Annotated in this window: 19 protein-coding genes; 10 read left to right on the top strand and 9 right to left on the bottom strand. The window is 69.9% G+C overall.

All coding sequences use genetic code 11. The features are described from left to right. The 3 genes from cydD to DFR74_RS25790 all read left to right on the top strand — a co-directional run bounded on the left by cydD (position 1) and on the right by DFR74_RS25790 (position 4,801). Positions 1-1,806 carry a thiol reductant ABC exporter subunit CydD gene (gene cydD, locus DFR74_RS25800; protein WP_067504817.1) on the top strand — a complete coding sequence of 602 codons (1,806 nt, stop codon included), beginning with the start codon at positions 1-3 and terminating at the stop codon, positions 1,804-1,806. An 86-nt stretch (positions 1,807-1,892) separates the two neighbouring features. After that, entirely contained in the window at positions 1,893-3,605 is a 1,713-nt protein-coding gene (locus tag DFR74_RS25795; protein ID WP_067504814.1) for an ATP-binding cassette domain-containing protein, read from the top strand. A gap of 581 nt (positions 3,606-4,186) precedes the next feature. Then, positions 4,187-4,801, top strand: coding sequence for a Uma2 family endonuclease (locus DFR74_RS25790; protein ID WP_232331660.1), 615 nt, complete (start codon positions 4,187-4,189; stop codon positions 4,799-4,801). A 62-nt stretch (positions 4,802-4,863) separates the two neighbouring features. Here DFR74_RS25790 and DFR74_RS25785 read toward each other — a convergent pair whose 3' ends face one another. From DFR74_RS25785 to DFR74_RS25760, 6 genes are all read right to left on the bottom strand, one after another. After that, positions 4,864-5,583: a heme-binding beta-barrel domain-containing protein gene (locus DFR74_RS25785; protein ID WP_084537387.1), complete on the bottom strand. Its 720-nt coding sequence runs from the start codon at positions 5,581-5,583 to the stop codon at positions 4,864-4,866. Positions 5,584-5,753: 170 nt separating this feature from the next. Further along, the gene (locus DFR74_RS25780) at positions 5,754-6,059 is read right to left on the bottom strand and encodes a DUF1416 domain-containing protein (RefSeq protein ID WP_040773727.1); all 306 of its coding nucleotides are present in this window, start codon (positions 6,057-6,059) and stop codon (positions 5,754-5,756) included. A gap of 5 nt (positions 6,060-6,064) precedes the next feature. Next, positions 6,065-6,898 (bottom strand): sulfurtransferase, encoded by an 834-nt coding sequence (locus DFR74_RS25775; protein ID WP_067504808.1) that lies wholly within the window; start codon positions 6,896-6,898, stop codon positions 6,065-6,067. Positions 6,899-6,929: 31 nt separating this feature from the next. Continuing rightward, entirely contained in the window at positions 6,930-7,439 is a 510-nt protein-coding gene (locus tag DFR74_RS25770; RefSeq protein WP_084537386.1) for a DUF4395 domain-containing protein, read from the bottom strand. Between the two features lie 292 nt (positions 7,440-7,731). Further along, positions 7,732-8,160, bottom strand: coding sequence for a thioredoxin family protein (locus tag DFR74_RS25765; protein WP_067504805.1), 429 nt, complete (start codon positions 8,158-8,160; stop codon positions 7,732-7,734). Then, entirely contained in the window at positions 8,157-8,969 is an 813-nt protein-coding gene (locus DFR74_RS25760) for an LmeA family phospholipid-binding protein (protein ID WP_067505075.1), read from the bottom strand. The genes DFR74_RS25765 and DFR74_RS25760 overlap by 4 nt, the downstream gene beginning before the upstream one ends. Before the next feature lie 189 nt (positions 8,970-9,158). On the opposite strand from DFR74_RS25760, the gene DFR74_RS25755 reads away from it, so the two are divergent. The 6 genes from DFR74_RS25755 (at position 9,159) to pstB (ending at position 15,067) form a co-directional block, all read left to right on the top strand. Beyond that, entirely contained in the window at positions 9,159-9,917 is a 759-nt protein-coding gene (locus DFR74_RS25755; protein WP_067504802.1) for a winged helix-turn-helix transcriptional regulator, read from the top strand. Positions 9,918-10,006: 89 nt separating this feature from the next. Beyond that, positions 10,007-10,906, top strand: a complete 900-nt coding sequence (gene mshD / locus DFR74_RS25750) for a mycothiol synthase (protein ID WP_195125312.1) — start codon at positions 10,007-10,009, stop codon at positions 10,904-10,906. A 283-nt stretch (positions 10,907-11,189) separates the two neighbouring features. Continuing rightward, a complete protein-coding gene (gene pstS, locus DFR74_RS25745; RefSeq protein WP_113975287.1) occupies positions 11,190-12,302 on the top strand; it encodes a phosphate ABC transporter substrate-binding protein PstS in 1,113 nt (370 codons plus the stop codon). 91 nt (positions 12,303-12,393) lie between these two features. Next, on the top strand, positions 12,394-13,365 hold the full coding sequence (gene pstC, locus DFR74_RS25740; RefSeq protein WP_407675157.1) for a phosphate ABC transporter permease subunit PstC: 972 nt from the start codon (positions 12,394-12,396) through the stop codon (positions 13,363-13,365). Beyond that, entirely contained in the window at positions 13,365-14,270 is a 906-nt protein-coding gene (gene pstA / locus DFR74_RS25735; protein WP_407675156.1) for a phosphate ABC transporter permease PstA, read from the top strand. The genes pstC and pstA overlap by 1 nt, the downstream gene beginning before the upstream one ends. 20 nt (positions 14,271-14,290) lie before the next feature. Beyond that, positions 14,291-15,067 carry a phosphate ABC transporter ATP-binding protein PstB gene (pstB, locus tag DFR74_RS25730; protein WP_067504783.1) on the top strand — a complete coding sequence of 259 codons (777 nt, stop codon included), beginning with the start codon at positions 14,291-14,293 and terminating at the stop codon, positions 15,065-15,067. Between the two features lie 226 nt (positions 15,068-15,293). Here pstB and phoU read toward each other — a convergent pair whose 3' ends face one another. From phoU to dusB, 3 genes are all read right to left on the bottom strand, one after another. Further along, the gene (gene phoU / locus DFR74_RS25725) at positions 15,294-15,956 is read right to left on the bottom strand and encodes a phosphate signaling complex protein PhoU (RefSeq protein WP_067504789.1); all 663 of its coding nucleotides are present in this window, start codon (positions 15,954-15,956) and stop codon (positions 15,294-15,296) included. An 89-nt stretch (positions 15,957-16,045) separates the two neighbouring features. Then, positions 16,046-18,592, bottom strand: coding sequence for an LCP family protein (locus DFR74_RS25720; RefSeq protein WP_233444461.1), 2,547 nt, complete (start codon positions 18,590-18,592; stop codon positions 16,046-16,048). A gap of 332 nt (positions 18,593-18,924) precedes the next feature. Beyond that, entirely contained in the window at positions 18,925-20,067 is a 1,143-nt protein-coding gene (dusB, locus tag DFR74_RS25715) for a tRNA dihydrouridine synthase DusB (protein ID WP_113975296.1), read from the bottom strand. A gap of 242 nt (positions 20,068-20,309) precedes the next feature. Here dusB and DFR74_RS25710 point away from each other — a divergent pair, with 242 nt between their 5' ends. Next, entirely contained in the window at positions 20,310-20,978 is a 669-nt protein-coding gene (locus DFR74_RS25710) for a hypothetical protein (protein WP_232331876.1), read from the top strand. The last annotated feature ends 10 nt before the right edge of the window (positions 20,979-20,988 follow it).

The raw sequence follows: 20,988 nt of genomic DNA, 5'->3' as shown, positions 1-20,988 counted from the left end.
ATGGCCCGCCCGCCCGTCGACCCGCGCCTGTGGCGGCACGCGCGGTCCACCCGGCGCTACCTGGTGCTGAGCGTGGCGCTGTCGGTGGTGATCACGCTGTGCATCGTGGTGGTCGCGGTGATGCTCGGGCGGGTGCTGGCCGGGGTGATCACCGATCCCGCGCTGCGCGGATTCGACGACTGGACGGTCGAACTCGTGGTGCTGGGCCTCGCGCTCGGCACCCGCGTGCTGGCGAGTTGGGCGCAGGCGCGGATCGGGCACCGGGTCGGCGCGGCGGCGGTGGCGGAGCTGGAATCGGCGGTGCTGGCCGCGGGTGCGCAGTTGCCGCCGCGCGAACTCGAAAGCCGCCGAACCGAACTCGCGGTGGTGGTGAGCACCGGGCTCGACGGGTTGCGCGGATATCTCGCGGGATACATTCCGGCGCTGTTGCTTTCGGTGCTGGTGCCGCCGATCCTGCTGGTGGTGATCGCCCGGCACGACCTGGTGTCGGTGGGGATCGCGGTGGTGACGCTGCCGCTGATCCCGATCTTCATGATCCTCATCGGATTGCTCACCCAGGGGCGGGCCGCCGCGACGCTGGTGGCCACCACGCGGCTGTCCGATCAGATCCTCGACCTCTTCGCGGGTATGCCGACGTTGCGCGCGCTCGGGCGGGAAGGGGGAGAGGTTGTCGCGCCGGAGGATTCGTCGCGCACGATGGCCGGTCGCGTGCGCGAGCTCGGCGACACCCTGCGCGTGCGGACCATGCGGGCGCTGCGGATGGCGTTCCTCTCCTCCGGGGTGCTGGAGGTGCTGGCGACGCTGAGCGTGGCGCTCATCGCCGTCTCCATCGGCCTGCGCCTGGTGTACGGCAACATGGAGCTCTACGACGGGCTGGTGGCGCTGATCCTCGCGCCCGAGGTGTACCTGCCGCTGCGGTTGGTGGGTGAGCGCTTCCACGCGGCGCAGGACGGAATGGCGGCGGCGGACAAGGCTTTCGCGGTGCTCGAGCCGGAACGGGGCGAGGATCGTGAGGTAGGCGCGGCGGGGCCGGGAGGTTCGGCGGTCCGAGCGGGTCGGCGCGCGGATGTGTCCAACGGGTCGACGGCCGGCAGCTCAGAAGGTTTGGGGCGGATCGAGATTCGCGGGCTCGGGGTGCGGGCGCGGGAGGGGTGGGCTCCGTCCGGGCTCGATGCGGAGATGCGACCCGGGGCCGTGACGGTGCTGGCCGGGCCCAACGGGAGTGGCAAGTCCACGGCGCTGCTGGCGTTGCTGGGGTTGGTGGCGCCCGACCGCGGGTGCGTGCTGGTCGACGGCACCGACGTGCGGGAGCTGGATTCGCGCGAGTGGTGGTCGCGGGTGGCGTGGTTGCCGCAGCGGCCGGTGCTGGTGCCCGGCACGTTGCGGGAGAACCTCGAACTGTTCGGTGCGCACGACGGTGACCACGCGGCGCACGGCGCGGTGCGCGTACTGGACGACCTCGACGCGGCCTGCGCGGCCACGGGATTCGACGCCGTCCTCGACGAACTCCCGGATCGCTGGGACACCGTGGTGGGCGTCGGCGGCGTCGGCCTGTCGCTCGGGCAGCGCCAGCGCCTCGCCCTCACCCGCGTGCTCGCCACCGACCGGTCCGTCCTGCTCCTGGACGAACCCACCGCCCACCTCGACATCGCCAGCGAGGCCGCCGTCCTCGCGGCCCTGCGCGCCCGAGCGCGCGCCGGTGCGACGGTGATCGTGGTCGGCCACCGGCCCACCGTTCTCGCGGCCGCCGACCACGTGGTCGAGGTGCGCGCGGAACTCGTGGACGAGGCGGTGAGCCGGGCATGAAGCAGCGTGGAAGGGCCGTGCCCGCTTCGGGCAGTGCGGCGAGGAGCGCGAAGTCCGGACCCGGTCTGATCGCGGACGTGCGGCGGATGTGGGGGTTGCTGGAGCTCTCCCGGTGGCGGGTGGCCGTCGCGGTGGGGTGGGGCGTGTTGGCGCTCGGCAGCGGGCTCGGGCTGGCGGCGCTGGCGGCGTGGTTGATCGCGCGGGCCTGGCAGATGCCGCCGGTGCTGGATCTGACCGTCGCGGTGGTGACGGTGCGGGCGCTGGGCATCTCGCGCGGGTTGTGCCGGTACCTGGAAAGGCTTGCGACGCATGACGTCGCGCTGCGGTCCATGACGACGGCGCGGGCCGGGGTGTATCGGGCGCTGTCGCGGTCGGATGTGTGGATGCGGCGGGAACGGACCTCGGGCGGCGAATCGCCGGCCGTGGGTCCCGTCGGGGAACGAGGTTCGGGAGCGGAGCCGACCACCGCCGCCGCTCGGCGTCCTGCCTTCGGGAAGGCGTTGCCCGCGAACGGTTTCCGCGGTGATGAGCCCGCGGCCGACAGTCCCGCTCGGATGCGGCGCGGTGATCTGCTCGTCCGGATCGGCAGCGACATAGACGATCTCGGTGCCGTCGTGGTGCGGGCGCTGGTGCCGATCGCGGTGGCCGTGGTGCTGGCGATCGCGGCGGTCGTGCTGCTGGCCACGATTTCCGTGGCGGCGGCCGGGATTCTGGCCGCGTGCCTGGTGCTCTCCGGCGTGCTCGCGCCGTGGCTGTCGGCGCGGGCCGCGCGCGAGGCCGAGATCGCGGTGCGGGCCGACCGCGCCGAGTTCACCGCGCGCTCGCTCACCGTGCTCGACCACGCCGCCGAACTGCGCGTCGCGGGACGGCTCGACGCCGCCCTCGCCGCGGCGCGCGATTCGGGACGGCGTGCCGTCGCGGCGGAGGACCGGGCGGCCCGGCACGGTGCGTGGGCGGCCGCGGCCACCCCGTTCGCCATCGGCGTCAGCGTGCTCGGCGCGCTGCTGATCGGCCTCGCGATCTACGGTCCGAGCGGCGGGCTGCCCGGCGGTATGACGCCGATGGCGCTCACCATCCTTGTGCTGCTGCCGCTTTCGGCGTTCGAGGCGGTCGGTCCGCTGCCCGCGGCCGCGCAGGCGATCACCACCGCGCGGGCCGCGCTGCGCAGGCTCGACGCCGCCGAGACCCCCGACGCGCGCCGCGTCTCGCCGCCCGACCTGCCGGATCTGCCCGCGGGCCGCCGGATCGCGGTGGTCGGTCCCAGCGGTGCGGGCAAGACGACACTGCTCATGGCGTGGGCGGGATTGTTCGACACCCCGCGCCCCGGCGTCACGTTCTTCGCCGAGGACGCGCACCTGTTCGGCACCAGCGTGCTGGAGAACCTGCGGGTGGCGCGCGGCGACATCACCGACGCCGAGGCCGAGGAGGCGTTGCGCAAGGTCGGCCTCGGCGACTGGCTCGACTCGCTACCTGAGGGCGTCCACACCGATCTGGTCGGCGGCGCGGCGGCGGTGTCGGGCGGTCAGCGCCGGCGCATCCTGCTCGCCCGCGCCCTGCTCGCCCCCGCGCGCGTGCTGCTGCTGGACGAGCCCACCGAACACCTCGAGGCCGAGGCGGGCGCCGACCTGCTGCGCGCCCTGCTCGACCCGTCCGGCGGACTCGTCGAACCCGACCGGACTGTGGTGGTCGTCACACATCAGCCGCCCGCTGGGCACCGGGCCGACGCCGTCGTCCACGTCGACGCATCGGGCCAGGTCAGCGCCGAATTCGCCACCGAGAAACCGGCCGCGTTCGCCTGACGGAAAATCCGTTGCCGGACCATCGAGGGCGGACTACCTTCGTCCGTACACAAGGAAGGAGGTGGTCGGAAATATGAATTCCAGGACACGTGAGGTGGCTGCCCGCTAGGCACCACCGCTGTAGGCGTATCCGCCCGAGCCGAAGTGCTGAGCGAATACCAGGCAGCCACCCGGCCCCCGAGCCCCCGGTCCGTCCGACCGGGACCCGTGCAGGCACCGCCCGCACCGGTACGGCTCGGGGGCCGTTCCTGTTCCCGGGGGAGTGCTAATGGAGGTATCGCCGCTCCCCGCGCATGTGGGGATGAGCCCGCGCCATCTAGGAGTCCGCGAACTCGCCTCCCCGCGTGTGCGGGGATGTTTCTCACGTAATCGGCCAGGTCAAGTACGATGACGGTGCTCCCCGCGCGTGTGGGGACGAGGGTGCTAGTCGCTTTTCCAACTCCATTGCGCGCTCGGTGCTCCCCGCGCGCGCGGGGATGAGACCTCACATAGGTGGGGTCGGTAGGCAGACCATCGAATTGGTGACACTGGTCCGGTGCTCCCCACGCGTGCGGGGATACTCCTTCGACAGTGGACCGGCGGTGGTCCACGACATCGAGGCAGGGCCAATGACTGTTGCGCCACTACCAGACTGGGTCATTCCGCCTGCGGGGGGCTACACCGTCGACGCCTTCCTACAGCTCCGCGGACTTCCGAAGCACACCGAACTGATCGACGGGGGGTTGGTCTTCGTGAGTCCGCAGCAGAAGTGGCATCGCCAAGTTCTCGACCTGTTCCGTCGCGAGCTGGATCTGCAAGCGCCGCAGCATCTCCGAGCCGACCGGGAGATGGCGGTCCGGCTGAGCAACCGCCAGATGCCGGAACCGGATGTCATCGTGGTCACCGCCGAAGCGTTCGAGCGGCCCGATCCCTCGTCGTACTACTTCGCCGACGATGTGGTGCTCGCCCTGGAAGCGGTGTCGCCAGACTCCGAAGAGCGCGATCGCGAAACCAAACCGCCGAAGTACGCGAAAGCAGGTATCGCGCACTATTGGCGTGTGGAGCGCGGCGGCGGTGACGCCCTTGTGGTCTACGTGTACGAACTCGACCCCGCCACGAACCGGTACGTGCCGACGGGGATCTTCCACGACCGGCTGGAAGTCAGCGTGCCTTTCCCGATCGCGATCGATCTGACCGTTGTCCGGAGGCGGGGCTGACTGCGCGTCGAAATAGGCCGTCAGGCCGGTGCGGAACCCCGCACCGGCACCGGGTGTGATCCTCAGCCGATGTAGCGCTGGAGGCGGGCGGAGAGGCGGGGTTCGAGGGGGCCGTCGGCTACTACGCGCTCTTCGACGTAGGCGAGGTCGCCGCCTTCGACGATGCCGTAGAGGCGCTTGGCGCCGCCGACGACGACGCCGGACTGGCTGCGGATCACCACGTCGGTGGCCAGCTCCCAGGAGGACTGGGTGAGCGCGGTGCCGTAGAAGAGTTCGACGATGCCGGTGCTGTGGGTGAGCAGCAGTTCGAGCACTTCGTCGTCGCCGTCGATGCCGACCCGCCAGTATCCGGTCTCGCGCAGGTCCGGGCCCTCGTAGGCACCGTCGGACCCGATGATCCAGGACCGCGAGTCCCAGGACAGGAAGTCGCCGCCGTCGTGGGAGACGATGATCTGCTGGCCGAAGCGGTAGTCGCCGCGCTCGGGGTGGTTGCCCTCGCCCTCACCGCGCCACACGCCGACCATGGGCAGCAGCGCCAGCATGGACGAACTCAGGTCGGGGCCCAGGCGCAGGTTGGCGGTGTCCTCGGGCAGCGGCAGGTCCGGCAGCACCGGAATATTGCGCGCGGCGGTCGATTTCGCGCGTTCGGCGGCCTCGGCGACGGCCTGGTCGCCGCTGCGACGCGGGGACTCACCGTCCGGCCGGTCGGCGGGCGCGTGGCCGTTCATGTTGTCACTCGCTCGCTCGGCCGGTTCGGAACCTTCGCTCGCGAGGTCACTCATGATTCGGTGAACAGCCGGTAGAAGACGTAGAGCCCGAACCACCCGATGAGGATGGATACGGCGACCAGCAGAATCTCGAAGAAGAGGATCACACCTGGATTTTAACGACCGCGCTCGGCGGACAGTGCGACGGCCCCGGAGCAGTGTGCTCCGGGGCCGTCGGATGCGGCTTACTTGGCGACCGCGACGTCCACGGCGTGGATGCCCGCGCCCTCGGGGCGGACCTCGGCCGAACCGTTGCCCGCCGAGGACAGCGCGCGCACGGTCCACGCACCCGGCGCCGCGAAGAAGCGGAAATCGCCGGTGCCCGACGCCACGACCTCGGCCGTGAAGTCACCGTTGCCGTCGAGCAGGCGCACGAACGCGCCGCCCACCGGCTGGCCGTCGGTGCTCAGGACCCGGCCGGTGATGACCGTCTCCTTCTCCACGTCCACGCCCGCCGGAATGGCCTGACCCTGGGTCGGTGCTGCGCACATATTCCTTACTCTCCCAACTCGATCGGAGCGCCGACGAGCGAACCGTATTCGGTCCAGCTGCCGTCGTAGTTCTTGACGTTCTGGTGGCCGAGGATCTCCTGCAGCACGAACCAGGTGTGCGAGGACCGCTCGCCGATGCGGCAGTAGGCGATGGTCTCCTTGGCGCCGTCCAACCCGGCCTCGGCGTAGATCTTGGTCAGATCCTCGTCGGACTTGAAGGTACCGTCCTCGTTCGCGGCCTTGCTCCACGGCACGTTGATGGCGCCGGGGATGTGGCCGGGACGCTGGCTCTGTTCCTGCGGCAGGTGCGCGGGAGCCAGGATCTTGCCGGAGAACTCGTCGGGGGAGCGCACGTCGACCAGGTTCTTGGCGCCGATGGCCGCGATGACCTCGTCGCGGAACGCGCGGATCGACAGGTCCGGAGCCGAGGCCTTGTACTGGGTGGCCGGGCGCGAGACCGCGTCCTTGGACAGCGGGCGGCCGTCGAGCTCCCACTTCTTGCGTCCGCCGTCGAGCAGCTTGACGTTGTTGTGGCCGTACAGCTTGAAGTACCAGTAGGCGTAGGCGGCGAACCAGTTGTTATTGCCGCCGTAGAGGACGACCTCGTCGTCGTTGGCGATGCCGCGCGCCGAGAGCAGATCGGAGAACTGCTCCTGGTTCACGAAGTCACGACGAACCTGATCCTGCAGGTCCTTCTTCCAGTCGAGCTTGACGGCACCCTCGATGTGTCCGTTGTCGTAGGCGGAGGTGTCCTCGTCGACCTCAACGAAGACCACACCCGGCTTGTTGAGGTTTTCTTCGGCCCAGTCCACGGAGACCAGGACATCGGAGCGAGCCATTGTTTTCCTTTCAGAGGGGGAACTTGCAGGGTCAGTTCGGTGCCGGATGCCGGCGGAAGCGGGCGACCAGCGGGTACATCTGGCAGCCCAGGCAGATCCCGAACGCCGCGTTCAGGAACGCCGCGAAAAGGGCGAGGCCGGTGAACACCGCGCCGACGACGGTGGCGCCGAGCGCGAAGCCCAGCAGGCTGACGGCCGCGAACACGAACCCGAGCAGCTGGGCGAACCGCAGCGGCGGGGTGGGTTCGGTCTCGCTGACGGGTGCGAGCCGCGGCGCGACGAAGGTGGCGAAGATCCGGCCGTACGGGTGCTTGCGCGGGCCCGCGACGGCCCCGATCGCGAAGACGACCGCCTGCGCGGCGATCAGCACCGCGGCGAGGACGGTCGAGACGATCGCGGCGAGCAGCACCAGCACCAGGACGGCGGTGGTGACCCAGGCCGCGAAGCGGGGGCCACGCACGTCGACGCGGTCGGGCGCGGGAATGGCCGCGGCCGGGTCGGTGTTCGACGTTTCGGTGAACTTGGTGGATTCGGTGGACATCGTGCGTACTCCTGCGCTGAATGCGGCGAATGGCTGAAAGATTGCCGGTCTGCCGGGGGATCAACGATCACTCGCGCGGCAAACGCTGGGTCGGCGCCAGGAAAACTGGGGAGGGCCGACCGATCAGCGGCACAGGCAGCAACAACCACCGAGCCGACACAGATCCACTGTGCGGCGTCGTGTGAGCATCAGCTCGTGGTCGGATTGCACGAGAGGCAGTTTACCAACTCGGCGGGGGAAATGGGCCCCGGGTCCGTCGGATGAGGCCGCGCGGGCGCCCGGCCCGCGGGTTTCAGGCTGTCAAGGGGGCCAACGCCGAGCGCAGATCGCCGGCCTTGGGCACACCGGAGATGCGGAACCGCTCGCGGCCCTCGGCATCGAACACGAACGTGGTCGGCAGCGAGAGCACGTTCAGCTCCTTGGCCAGCGCGGGTTCGGCGTCGATGTCGACCTCGATGTCCTGCGGCGGTTTCGGCGCGTCCGCGAGATCCGTTGCGACACCGGCCACTACACGGCGCACCGCGGCGCACGGCCCGCACCAGTCGGCGGAGAAGTGCAGCACGGCGGGACCCGTGCCGGAGACGCCGACGGCGGCGAGCAGGTGGGTGCGGGTGTCCGCGGCGGGTGCGGCCGCGCGCACCTTGCCCTCGCGGCCGCGCACGGCGAGGCCGACGGCGAGGCCCGCCACCAGCACCAGGGCCAGGATTGTGATCTCGATCATGTCCGCTGCAACTGGTCCAGGTCGATGGTCACGTTGTCTCCTTTGCCTTCGACCACTATCTGTCCGCCGAGTGCGTACACCCGGGTGGGGAGCACGCCGAACGGCAGGTCCTTCGTATCTATGGTGCGCGAGAATCGCGCGAGCACGGCGGGCCGGTCGGCTTCGGGGACGACGGCGGTGGTGGTGAGGTCGGTGTCGCTGCTGCGGTGGAAGCCCGTCGCGACGATCTGCACCTTGTCGCCGTCGAGCAGCAGATCGGCCTGCACCGCGACCTTGTCGCCGACCGGTCCGCCCGCCGTGCCTTGCCGTGCGCCGGTGCCGGGCAGCGTGCCGGTGAGCACCAGCGCGCCCTCGGTGGTGACCCCCGATCCGCCCGATCCGCCCGTTCCGTCGGATTTGTCCGCCGGGCGCGAATGCACTTGCAGGTCCGGGATATTGAAGAGTTTGCCGAGTTCGGTCGGCTGGATGCGCATCGCGCCCTCGACCCGCTCCACCGGCACCCGGCGCAGGTTCCCGTCGACCAGGTCGCGCAGGCCGATCCGCACGCCGGTGAGGGTGGCGTCGATGGAGATCTCGCCCGGAATGTCGGGGCGCACCACGTCGGCGCGGATCAGCACGCTCTGGTAGCGGCCGTCGACGGCCTGCGTGACGAACGGGAAGCCCTGGATGGTGACCGCGGGGTCGGCGCCGAGGTCGGCTCCGTCGCGCAGCGCGCGCGAGACGCGGTACTCCGAGTAGGCGGCGACGCCGAAGTCGGCGATCACAGCCACACCCGCGAGTACCAGCAGTCCGATGATCAGCTTGCGCATGCTCTGCACAGTAATCCGGTGGCGCGGTCGCGGCAGCCACGGTGTCGCCACGCGCACGCCGGGGTACCCGTAGGGCGTGCTCACCTGGGTTGACGCGCTAACCTTGCATCCGAATCACCTGTGGATCAGCGATGTGGCTTTTCGCGGTGCTGAGTTGTTGCCCGGAGCTACGAGAACGGAGGAGAGCCTGTGGAGCTGCTCCTGCTGACCTCCGACCCCAATCCCGAGTCGGTGTTGCCCTCGCTCGCGCTGCTGGCGCATAACGTGCGGCCCGCCCCGACCGAGGTGGCGTCGCTGCTGGAGGCCGGTACCGCCGATGTCGCGCTGGTGGACGCGCGCACCGATCTGGCCGCCGCGCGCGGCCTGTGCCGCCTGCTGGGGAGCACCGGCTCCTCGGTGCCGGTGGTGGCCGTGCTCACCGAAGGCGGCCTGGTGGCGGTGAACGCGGACTGGGGTCTGGACGACATCCTGCTACCCGGCACCGGCCCCGCCGAGCTGGACGCGCGCCTGCGGTTGCTGGTCGGTCGCAACGGCGGTGTGGCCAGCCCGGAGAACACGGGCAAGATCACCCTGGGCGAGCTGGTCATCGACGAGGGCACCTACACCGCGCGGCTGCGCGGGCGCCCCCTCGACCTCACCTACAAGGAGTTCGAGCTCCTCAAGTACCTCGCGCAGCACGCGGGCCGCGTCTTCACCCGCGCCCAGCTGCTGCAGGAGGTGTGGGGTTACGACTTCTTCGGCGGCACCCGCACCGTCGACGTGCACGTGCGGCGCCTGCGCGCCAAGCTGGGCAGCGAGTACGAGTCGCTGATCGGCACCGTGCGCAACGTCGGCTACAAGGCGGTGCGCCCCTCGCGCACGGCGGCCAAGGGCGAGGCGGTGGCGTTCCCCGAAGACGAATCCGAGGACGACGCGGGCCTCACCCCGGTCAACGGCTCGGCCCCGTAGCGCGCGCGGAATGCGGCGGTGTCGTCGCGCGCTGTCCGATGTGACGATGACGACGCCCGGCGCGGGCGACCAGCCAGAGAGGACGGCCCGTGGCCCAGCGGCGATGGATCGATGACGTGGACCCGGCGACCGCGAACGCGGTGCGCGCGCTGCTCGCCGAGGCCACCGGCGCCGACGGTGTGGCACCGGTCTCCGAGCAGGCCGTGCTGTCGCTCGGCGAATCCGGCGCGGCGCGGCACTTGGTGGCCGAGCGCGACGGCGTGATCGCCGGATACGCGAATCTCGTGCCCGGTCACGGCGATCATCCGGCGATGGCGGAGGCGGCGGTCGCGCCGTCCGCGCGCGGCCAGGGCCTGGGCACCGAGCTGGTGCGCGCGGCGCTGGCCGAAGGCGGTGTGGGCGCGCGGGTGTGGGCGCACGGCGACCGGCCCGCCGCCAAGGCCGTCGCGGCGCGGCTCGGGCTGGTCACGGCGCGGGAGCTGTGGCAGATGCGCAGGTCTTTGGCAACGCCGGAGCTACCGGAACTGACGGTGCCGGACGGCGTGCGGTTGCGCACCTACGCCGGACCGGACGACGACGCCGAGCTGTTGCGCGTCAACGGTGCCGCCTTCGCCTGGCACCCCGAGCAGGGCGCGTGGACCGAGCGCGATATCGCGGTGCGCCGCGCGGAGCCGTGGTTCGACCCGGCGGGCCTGTTCATCGCCACCGCCGCCGACGAGCGCACGGTGCTCGGGTTCCACTGGACCAAGGTGCATCTCGACGAGCGGCCGCCGGTCGGCGAGGTGTACGTGGTGGGGATCGATCCGGCCACCCAGGGGCGCGGGCTCGGGCGCTTGCTCACGCTGGCGGGCCTGCGCCACCTGCGCGACCGCGGGCTCGGCGAGGTACTGCTCTACACCGAGGCCGACAACGCCGCCGCCGTGCACACCTACACCCGCCTCGGGTTCGCGGTCGCGCACGTCGATGTGGCCTACTCGGCACCCGAATGAGCGGCAGGCCCAGGCCGATCCGCACGGCCGCCGAGCGGCCGGTGCGGGACTATTGCGGGCACGGGCAGTAAAGCTGCGGCAAACATCACACATAACGGGCGGAATCGCGCCGGGCTGTTCACCTTGCGTTCACCCAGCCTGGTCCAACTGTCAACCGGGCGAATCTACGTTACTTGTGGGCAGTGCGAGCTGCCTGGTGCGCAAGTTCCCCGCGAACGGCACCACAACACCCGCCCGGGCCGGTGAGGGACCGGGCGAGTCGGACGCGATTCCCGGAGGAATAGTGAATTTCAAGCGCAGCAGCGCCTTCGTCGGTGTGCTGGCCGCGGTCTCCATGCCGCTCGTGGCTTGTGGCAGCGACGACAACACCTCTACTACCGGCAATGTGTCGGTCAACTCCGACCTCGAGTGCGGAGGCAAGGAGGCCCTCAAGGCCAGTGGCGCGTCGGCGCAGAAGAACGCCATGGAGCGCTTCATCGCCGCCTACGAGGCCAACTGCGAGGGCTTCACGCTCAACTACACGTCCAGCGGCTCGGGTGCGGGCGTCAACGAATTCGTCGGCGGCCAGACCGATTTCGGCGGCTCCGACTCCCCGCTGAGCGAGTCCAAGGGCGAGTACGCCAAGGCCGAGGAGCGCTGCGGGGCTCCGGCGTGGAATCTGCCCACCGTGTTCGGCCCGATCGCGATCACCTACAACCTGGCCGGTGTGTCCGACCTGGTACTCGACGGCCCGACCGCCGCCAAGATCTTCAACGGCACCGTCACCACCTGGAACGCCCCCGAGATCGCGGCCCTCAACCCGGGCGTCACCCTCCCCGGCGACACCATCAAGGTGATCTACCGCTCCGACGAGTCGGGCACCACCGACAACTTCCAGCTCTACCTGGATGCCGCCTCCGACGGCGCCTGGGGCAAGGGCGGCGGCAAGAGCTTCGCCGGCGGCGTCGGTGAGGGCGCGAAGGGCAACGAGGGTACCTCGGCCGCCATCGCGGGCACCCCCGGCTCCATCACCTACAACGAGTGGTCCTTCGCCAAGGCGCAGAACCTGTCGGTCGCCCAGATCGTCACCTCGGCCGGTCCGGACCCGGTGGAACTCACGGTCGAGACCGCGGGCAAGGCCATCGACGGCGTGAAGATCAAGGGAGAGGGCAACGACCTGGTGCTCGACACCAGCTCGTTCTACACGCCCACCGAGGCGGGCTCGTACCCGATCATGCTGGCCACCTACGAGATCGTGTGCTCGAAGTACGCCGACGCCGACACCGCCACCGCGGTCAAGGCATTCCTGACCTCGGCGGTCACCAACGGCCAGACCGGTCTCGAGGACAACGGATACATCCCGATCCCGGACCAGTTCAAGACCCGCCTGACCACCGCGATCAACGCGATCTCCTGATCGTCGCGCTGCCATGACCGTGCACCCTGAGGTGACCCCCGCGGGCTCGTCGGACTCGACGAGCCCGCGGGCGGCTGGAGATACTGCGCCTATGTCGAGCGAACCGAAGGCTGATAAGCCTGCCCCGCGACGCGCCGCTCCGAACGAGCGCTATGAAGTGATCTTCCGATCGCTGGCGACGGCGGCCGGTGCGACCATCGTGGCCGCGATCGCGCTGATCGCGCTGTTCCTGCTGATCCGCGCGGTGCCCTCGGTCATGGCGAACGAAGCGAACTTCTTCACCAGCACCGAATTCAACACTTCCGACGCCGACCACCTGCGCTTCGGTATTCGCGACTTGTTCATGGTCACGGTGCTGAGCTCGGTGTTCGCCCTGGTGATCGCGGTGCCGATCGGTGTCGGCATCGCGCTGTTCCTGACCCACTACGCTCACAAGTCGGTAGCGCGGCCTTTCGCGACGCTGGTCGACCTGCTGGCGGCGGTGCCGTCGATCGTATTCGGCCTGTGGGGATTTCTGGTGCTGGCGCCTGAGCTGGAACCGGTGCAGCGTTTCCTCAACGACAATCTCGGATGGTTCTTCCTGTTCTCCGACGGCAACGTCTCCATCGCAGGCGGCGGCACCATCTTCACCGCGGGTGTGGTGCTCGCGGTGATGATCCTGCCGATCATCACCTCGGTGTCGCGTGAGGTGTTCCATCTCACCCCGAGGGAGCACATCGAGGCCGCGCAGGCGCTGGGCGCCACCAAGTGGGAAGTGGTGCGGATGACCGTACTGCCCTACGGCCGCAGTGGTGTGATCGCCGGGTCCATGCTCGGCTTGGGCCGCGCGCTCGGCGAGACGATCGCGGTTCTGGTCGTGCTGCGCACCGCGGCGCAGGCGGGCGGATGGTCGCTGTTCGACGGCGGCTACACCTTCGCGTCCCGCATCGCGGCCTCGGCGGCGGAGTTCTCCTCGCCGCTGCCGACCGGTGCCTACATCGCGGCGGGCTTCGTGCTCTTCGCACTGACCTTCGTGGTCAACGCGCTGGCGCGGCTCGCCGCCGGCGGAAAGGTGAACGGCTGATGGCGACAATGACCAAGTTCGACGCGCCGGTCAAGGCGCCCACCTTCCGGCACGTCAGCACCGGGCGCCGGATCCGCAACCACCTCGCCACCGGCTTGGTGACGCTCTGTTTCGTCATCGCGCTCATCCCCCTGGGATGGGTGCTGTGGATGGTGATCAGCAAGGGGATCGGCGCCATTCTGACCTCGGAGTGGTGGCTGAATTCGCAGCGGGGCATCCTGCCCGACCAGACCGGCGGCGGTGTCTACCACGCGATCTACGGCACTGTCGTGCAGTCGGCGGTCGCCGCCGTGCTCGCGGTGCCGCTGGGTATCATGGCCGCGGTCTACCTGGTCGAATACGGCCGGGGCAGACTGGCCCGCGTCACCACCTTCATGGTCGACATCCTCGCCGGTGTTCCCTCGATCGTCGCGGCCCTGTTCATCTTCGCGCTGTGGATCGCCACGCTCGGTTTCCCGCAGAGTTCGTTCGCGGTGTCGCTGGCTCTGGTGCTGCTCATGCTGCCGGTGGTGGTGCGCAGCACCGAGGAGATGCTGAAACTCGTCCCCGACGAGTTGCGCGAAGCCTCATACGCGCTGGGCATCCCCAAGTGGAAGACCATCATGCGCATCGTCATTCCGACGGCGCTGCCGGGCATGATCTCCGGTATTTTGCTCGCCCTGGCGCGAGTCATGGGTGAGACCGCACCGGTTCTGGTGCTGGTCGGCTACAGCAAGTCGATCAACACCGATCTCTTCGACGGCAACATGGCCTCGCTGCCGTTGATGATCTACCAGGAGCTGGCCAACCCCGAAGCCGCCGGACGTGAGCGTGTGTGGGGTGCGGCGCTCACGCTGATCCTGCTCATCGCGCTGCTGTACGTGGCGGCCGCCGGTGTCAACAAGCTGCTCACGCGGAACCGATAGAAGGCGAAACGGAAACCACAATGGCCAAGCGGATCGACGTCAAAGACCTGAACATCTACTACGGCAAGTTCCACGCCGTGGCCGATGTCGCCCTGACCGTGTTGCCGCGCAGCGTGACCGCCTTCATCGGTCCGTCCGGCTGCGGTAAGTCCACCGTGCTGCGTTCGCTCAACCGGATGCACGAGGTGACCCCGAACGCGCGCGTCGAGGGCGCGGTGCTGCTCGACGGCGAGGACATCTACGGCGCGCAGGTGGACCCGGTGGGCGTGCGCCGCACCATCGGCATGGTGTTCCAGCGCCCGAACCCGTTCCCCACCATGTCCATTCGCGACAATGTGGTGGCGGGCCTGAAGTTGCAGGGCGTGCGCGGCAAGAGCGAACTCGACGAGGTCGCCGAGCGTTCGCTGCGCGGGGCCAACTTGTGGAACGAGGTCAAGGACCGTCTCGACAAGCCGGGCGGCGGCCTGTCCGGCGGTCAGCAGCAGCGCCTGTGCATCGCCCGCGCCATCGCGGTCTCGCCCGACGTGCTGCTCATGGACGAGCCCTGCTCGGCCCTGGACCCCATCTCCACGCTCGCGATCGAGGACCTGATCACCGAGCTGAAGAAGGAGTTCACGATCGTCATCGTGACCCACAACATGCAGCAGGCCGCCCGCGTGAGCGACCAGACCGGCTTCTTCAACCTGGAAGCCCAGGGCAAGCCCGGCAAGCTCATCGAAATCGACGACACGGAGAAGATCTTCTCCAACCCGGGAAACAAGGCCACGGAGGACTACATCTCCGGCCGCTTCGGATAAAGAGTTTCGACGAAATGGGCCCGCGCTGTGTACGCGGGCCCATTTCGTTGGAACACCTTGACCAGCAGTCGATCTCCGCCAGGACGCCCGACGCTACCCACGTATCACGCGAGAACATGGGTAACTCACCGGGGACGGGCCAACCCAGCCACCCACGCCAACGCCTGTCGCGTCCACACCCTCCACGCACCTGACGCAGGCCAGAAACGCGGAGAGGCGGACGAACCTAGCTTTCGGCGTCAGGGTCGGCCGGCAGTTCGCCCGTCACCAAGAACACCACCCGTCGCCCGATCTCCACCGCGTGGTCGGCGAAGCGCTCGTAATAGCGGCCCAACAGCGTGACATCGACGGCCGCCGCGACGCCGTACTTCCAGTCGCGGTCCATGAGCAGGGTGAACAGGTGGCGATGCAGGTCGTCCATCGCCTCGTCCTCTTCGGTGAGTTGTGCGGCGCGCTCGGGGTCTCGCGTCTCGAGCACTTCGCGGGCCGAGGCGCCCATGGCGACCGCGATGCGCCCCATCTCGGCGAAGTAGCCGTTCACCGATTCGGGCAGCGCGTGGTTGGGGTGCCTGCGGCGGGTCACCTTGGCCACGTGCAAGGCCAGCGCGCCCATCCGGTTGACGTCTTGCACGATCTGGATCGCGCTGACCACCTGACGCAGGTCGCCCGCGACCGGCGCCTGGAGCGCCAGTAGGGCGAACGCCTTCTCCTCGGCGTCGCCGATCAGCTCGGCGATCCGGTCGTATTCGGTGATCACCTGCTCGGCCAGAGCCAGGTCGGCCTGGAGCAGCGACTGGGTGGCCCGGTCCATCGCCGAACCCGCGAGACCGGCCATTTCGCCCAGCAGGTGGGCGAGATCGGCCATTTGCTCGTTGTAGATGACACGCATGAAACCAGACATTAGTTCCCAGCACTGTCCAAGTCACCAACGGAGGGTGAATGGCTGGTGCGCGCCGGTCCACCGGGGCGGTGCCGCTGTCAGTCGCAGAGATCCTCCCCGGCGTTGACATGCTCGAGGTCGGACGGAAGGGTGACCGGCGTCGTATCGGGTGCGCTGGTGGCGGGCACATCGGTGATGGTGTCGCCGACCGGTGTCGGCGCGTTCACCACCAGGCCGGTCGCGGAGTCGGCGCCGACCACCACATCGATGATCGAGCCGAGTTCGTCGGCCACTTCGAGAGTAACTCCGGGGATGGCGCTGGCCACGGTCGCGGCCTCGGCCTCGTGCCCGCTCGCGTAGCGGATCTTCGTGGTCGCGGATGCGCCTTCGGCGTAGTTCCCGGTGGTGTAGATCTGGAAGCCCTGGTTGCTCAACCTGGTGGCCGCGACGCCGGCCAGGCCGGTGACGCCCGCGCCATTCGAAACCTGCACCGAGACGGTGCTGGGATCGACCGCGATATAGGTCGGGGGCGCGGGCGGGGCCGACGTCGTGGTGGCCGGATCGGGAGCTGCGGGCGGCTTCTCGCCCGGCAGCGGCTGATCGTCGCGGATGGCCTTGAAGATGGCCTTGATATCGGTCTCCCGAGGGATCTCGTTGCCGTAGGAGGTGGTGCCTGCGGTGGGCACGGTCAGGAACGTGACGGCACCCGCGTCGACTTTTTGCAGTGAGCGGCCCAGCGTCAGCAGATCTTGTGGGGTGACTTTGTCGACCCAGGTGTGATTGGTGAAGTCGTTGATGAACCGATTCAGACGTCCCGGATCGAACAGCACCCGACTCGACAGAGATTCGCGCAGCAGCGAGGCCAGGAAGCGCTGCTGGCGGTTGATGCGGTCGTAGTCGCTGCGCTCCTCGCCGTAGACGTGGCGGGCGCGTACGTAGTTCAGCGCGGTCTGGCCGTCGACCCGTTGCCTGCCCGTGTTGGCGATGACGGTCCCGAGCACGCTGTCCTCGATCGGCTTGTTCGCGCACACCTCGACGCCGCCGATGGTGTTCACCATCGCTTCGAAACCGGCGAAGTCGATGCCGATGAAGTGCCCGATCTGCAAGCCGGTCATCTTGCGAATCACGTCCACCAGGCACCGCGGGCCGCCCAGCGCGTAGACGGCGTTGAGCTTGTCGCCCATCGCCGACGGGTACATCTCGCCCGTGTAATCGCCTTCGTCGTTGTCCCAGCGCTCACATTTCGGGCGGGTCACATCCAGATCGCGGGGGAAGGAGACGGCCACGACGCGCTGGCGGTTCTGCGGAATGTGCACCAGCATCACGGTGTCGGCGCGCGCGCCCTCCGCGTCCGCGAGAGTGCCCGCGCCCATCTGCCCGTTGACGCCAGCCCGGGTGTCGGTGCCGACGATCAGATAGTTCTCGTCGCCGAGCTGGGCGGCGGAGTCGACGACGTCCTCGGTGCTGCCGTCCACGGCGGAGACCTGGGTGAAGCTGTTGCCGGTCGTACGCAGATAGCTCCAGCCGCCTCCCGTGATCAGCAGCGCGAGCACCGCGAACACCGCCGCGGTGGAGCGGCCCATGGCACGGAGCCTGCGGCTGCGGCGCTGTTTGGCCGCGGCCAGGCGCGAGAGCGGCTGGGTGCCGACGGGTTTGGGTGCGGCCTTACCGCTGGACGGCTTGGCCTCGACGGTTTCCGTGGTGGGCCAGCCGGTCTCGGTGGTGCGCTTCTCGGCGGGCTCGTCGTCGGGTTCGACGACCGGCGGGATGATGTCGGTGACGGCCTCGGCGGGCTCCGCATCGAGGCGGCGCGGCGCGGGGGCGGCGCCGGTGATGTCGTCGACGACGGGTGAGGCGGCGCGGCGCGGCGCGTTCTTGCGGGCCTTCTCCGCGCGGCGGGGTGCGGCCTCGGGGGCGCGGCGCGTGCGGGCGTCGTCGGGGCCGGGGGATGCCGGCGCGCGGTGAACGGACTCGGGTCCGGCTGCGTCGGGGGAGCGGTTCGCGTTCGGCGATCGGCGAGACCGGGTCGACTCGTCGGGCGCGAGTGATTCGGGCGCGCGGCGCGGGTCGATCGATTCGTGCGGGGTGCGGGCTCGCTCGTCGAGGCCTTCGGGGGCGCGGCGGGGATCTACCGATTCCGGCGCACGGTGGGCGCGGGTTCGCTTGTCCGGGCCGGGAGAGGCGGGGGCGCGGCGTGGGTCGACGGACTCGGGCGCTCGACGCGTACGGGCGTGCTCGGCCGGATCGGACGCGCGGCGGGTGCGGGCGTGCTCCGGCGGATCGGACTCGGGTGCGCGCCGCCCGCGCGGCTGTTCGTCGGCACGCCGGGTGGGTTCGGGGGCGCGGCGCTGCGGCACCGGGTCGGCCGGACGGGTCGGCGTGGCCGCGGCGCGGGGAGTGGCGTCGAGGGGACGGCTGGGCGGCGCCTCGGCGCGACGGCGCCTGCGGCCGACACGTTCGCTGTCGACCTTCTCCACCAGATCCTGGACGGTCAGCGGGGCGCCGCCGGCGTCGGCCGCGGCGTCGGCATGGCGCGAGCGCCGGCCGGTGCGCGCACCGTCGTGCTCGGTGTCCGCCGCGGGATAGCGCTCCCACGGGGCGCGACCTCCGGGCCCTGGCGCACGCCCGTGCCGATCGTCACCCACCAACGAACCTCGCTTTTCGTCTTTGCCGCCGCCTGGGCCGAGCTCGACCGGCATGACCGATTTCGCCAATGATAACGATTCCGCCACGGCGGGCCAGCCGGGAGCGGATCCGATAACGCCGCAAAGCCGTTCGCTATTCGTCGCTGTCCGTTAGCCGAATAGTAGCGAATTCGTCGGCGTCCGCGCTGTTCTGCGCCGATCGTGTTAACGGCGATTTGCCCGATCGATCGTCCGGCCCGGTGGCACTTCTCGCGATCGGTGTGCGCGATCTCGCACGATCGGCGCGTCGCGCGTGCGCCGGGCGCGCCCGCCGAGGGCGGCATCGTGGCGTGTCAGCCGCCGCTGTGCATCACGTCGGCGGCGGTGGGGACGGCCGGGTCGTCGGGGTCGTCGAGCCAGCCGTGGGGGAGGGCGACCTTGCCGGGGGAGCCCTGCCGCCCGCGCGGGCCTTCCGCGTCGCGGGGGAACGGTGCGGTGGGGTCGAGTTGGGCGATGAGGTCGCCGAGTTCGGCGACGCTCGAGACGGTGGCGAAGGCGCGGCGCAGATCGGCGCCCACCGGGAAGCCCATCAGGTACCAGGCCATGTGCTTGCGCAGATCCCGCATGGCCTTCTCCTCGCCGAGGTGTTCGGCCAGCAGCGTGCCGTGGCGGTGCAGCACCTCGCCGACGCGGCCCAGGTTCGGCGGTGTGGGCAGTGGTTCGCCGCGCAGTGCGGCCTGCAACTCCGCGAACAGCCAGGGGCGGCCCAGGCAGCCGCGCCCGACCACGACGCCGTCGCAGCCGGTCTCGGCCATCATGCGCACCGCGTCGTCGGCGGAGAAGATGTCGCCGTTGCCGAGCACCGGGATGGTGGTGACGGCTTCCTTGAGCCGGGCGATGGCGGTCCAGTCGGCCTGCCCGGAGTAGCGCTGCGCGGCGGTGCGCGCGTGCAGCGCGACCGCGCGGGCGCCCTCGGCCTCGGCGATGCGGCCGGCGTCCAGGTAGGTCAGGTTGTCGTCATCGATGCCGATGCGGAACTTCAGCGTCACCGGCACGCCCGCCGGCTCGGCCGCCCCGACCATCGCACGCACGATCCGGGCGAACAGCGCGCGCTTGTAGGGCAGCGCGGCACCGCCGCCGAGGCGGGTGACCTTGGGCACCGGGCAGCCGAGGTTCAGGTCGATGTGGTCGGCCCAACCCTCGCCGACGATGATCCGCACGGCCTCACCCAGCGTCTCCGGATCCACGCCGTAGAGCTGCATCGAGCGCGGGTGCTCGTCGGCGTCGAAGGACATCATGTGCAGTGTCTTCTCGTTGCGCTCCACCACCGCGCGGGCGGTGATCATCTCGCACACGTAGATCGAGGTGGAGCTGCCGAACTCGCGGCACAGCTTGCGGAAGGCCAGGTTGGTGATGCCAGCCATCGGCGCGAGCACCACCGGCGGGTCGACCGGGTAGGGGCCGATCCGCAGGCCGACGGGCGCTTCGGTAGTCATCGTCACGCCTTCCAGTGTGGCAAAGGGCCTGCGTCACTGCCGAGGCAACCGCCCGCGCGCGCCCCTGCGGCGGTGTCGTCGCCCACGCGGAGAAGCTGGTGTGTGCCGGCCCACCGGGCCGCGACGAGGGACCTCGCGGGGGACGAAATCGCAGGACGGCATAGTCTGGGACAGAAGGCACCGCGGCGTCACGGGCCGCCCGCCCTCGTCCTGACATCGAAAAACGACATCGGAGTACCCCCATGCCAGCCGAGGACAGCGAATCGGACGTGACCCCAGACGACAAGGACACCGTCCACCTGAAGAAGGACGATCAGGCGCCGGAGCAGGGCGATTCGACGCCCGCCGCGCCGAGCGCTCCGGCCGCTTCGGCCGCGACGTCCCAGCCCGCCGCCGTCTCCATCCCCCTCAGTTCGCTGCTGTGGGGCGCGGCGGTCGCCGTCCTCGCGGCGCTGGTGGTGGTGTTCGGCGTGATGTGGTGGTCGGCCAAGGGCGATCTGGACGACCGCGACGCCCAGGCCGCCGACGTCGCCCGCGCCGAACAGGTCGCCACCGAGTACGCGGTGGGCGCCGCGACGGTGAACTACCAGGACATCAACGCCTGGGTCGGCAAGCTGAAGGCCAACACCACCCCGCAGCTGTCCACCAAGTTCGACGCCACCGCGCCCAAGCTGGAGCAGATCCTGATCCCGCTGAAGTGGACCTCCACCGCCGCGCCCATCTCGGCGAAGGTGATGTCGCAGGAGAACGGCGTCTACAAGGTGAACGTCTTCGTCACCGTGAACTCCACCAACGCGCAGACCCCCGAGGGCGCGCAGACCACGGTCACCTACACCGTGACCCTGGACGAGAACTCGGACTGGAAGATCACCGACGTGGGCGGCTCCGACGGCGCCCTCTCACTGAACTGACGTCGGACAC

Origin of the sequence: Nocardia puris (assembly GCF_003315035.1) — a bacterium.
GTDB lineage: Bacteria > Actinomycetota > Actinomycetes > Mycobacteriales > Mycobacteriaceae > Nocardia > Nocardia puris.
The sequence above is the reverse complement of the archived record's forward strand: the minus strand, read 5'-3'. Positions and strand labels throughout refer to the sequence as shown.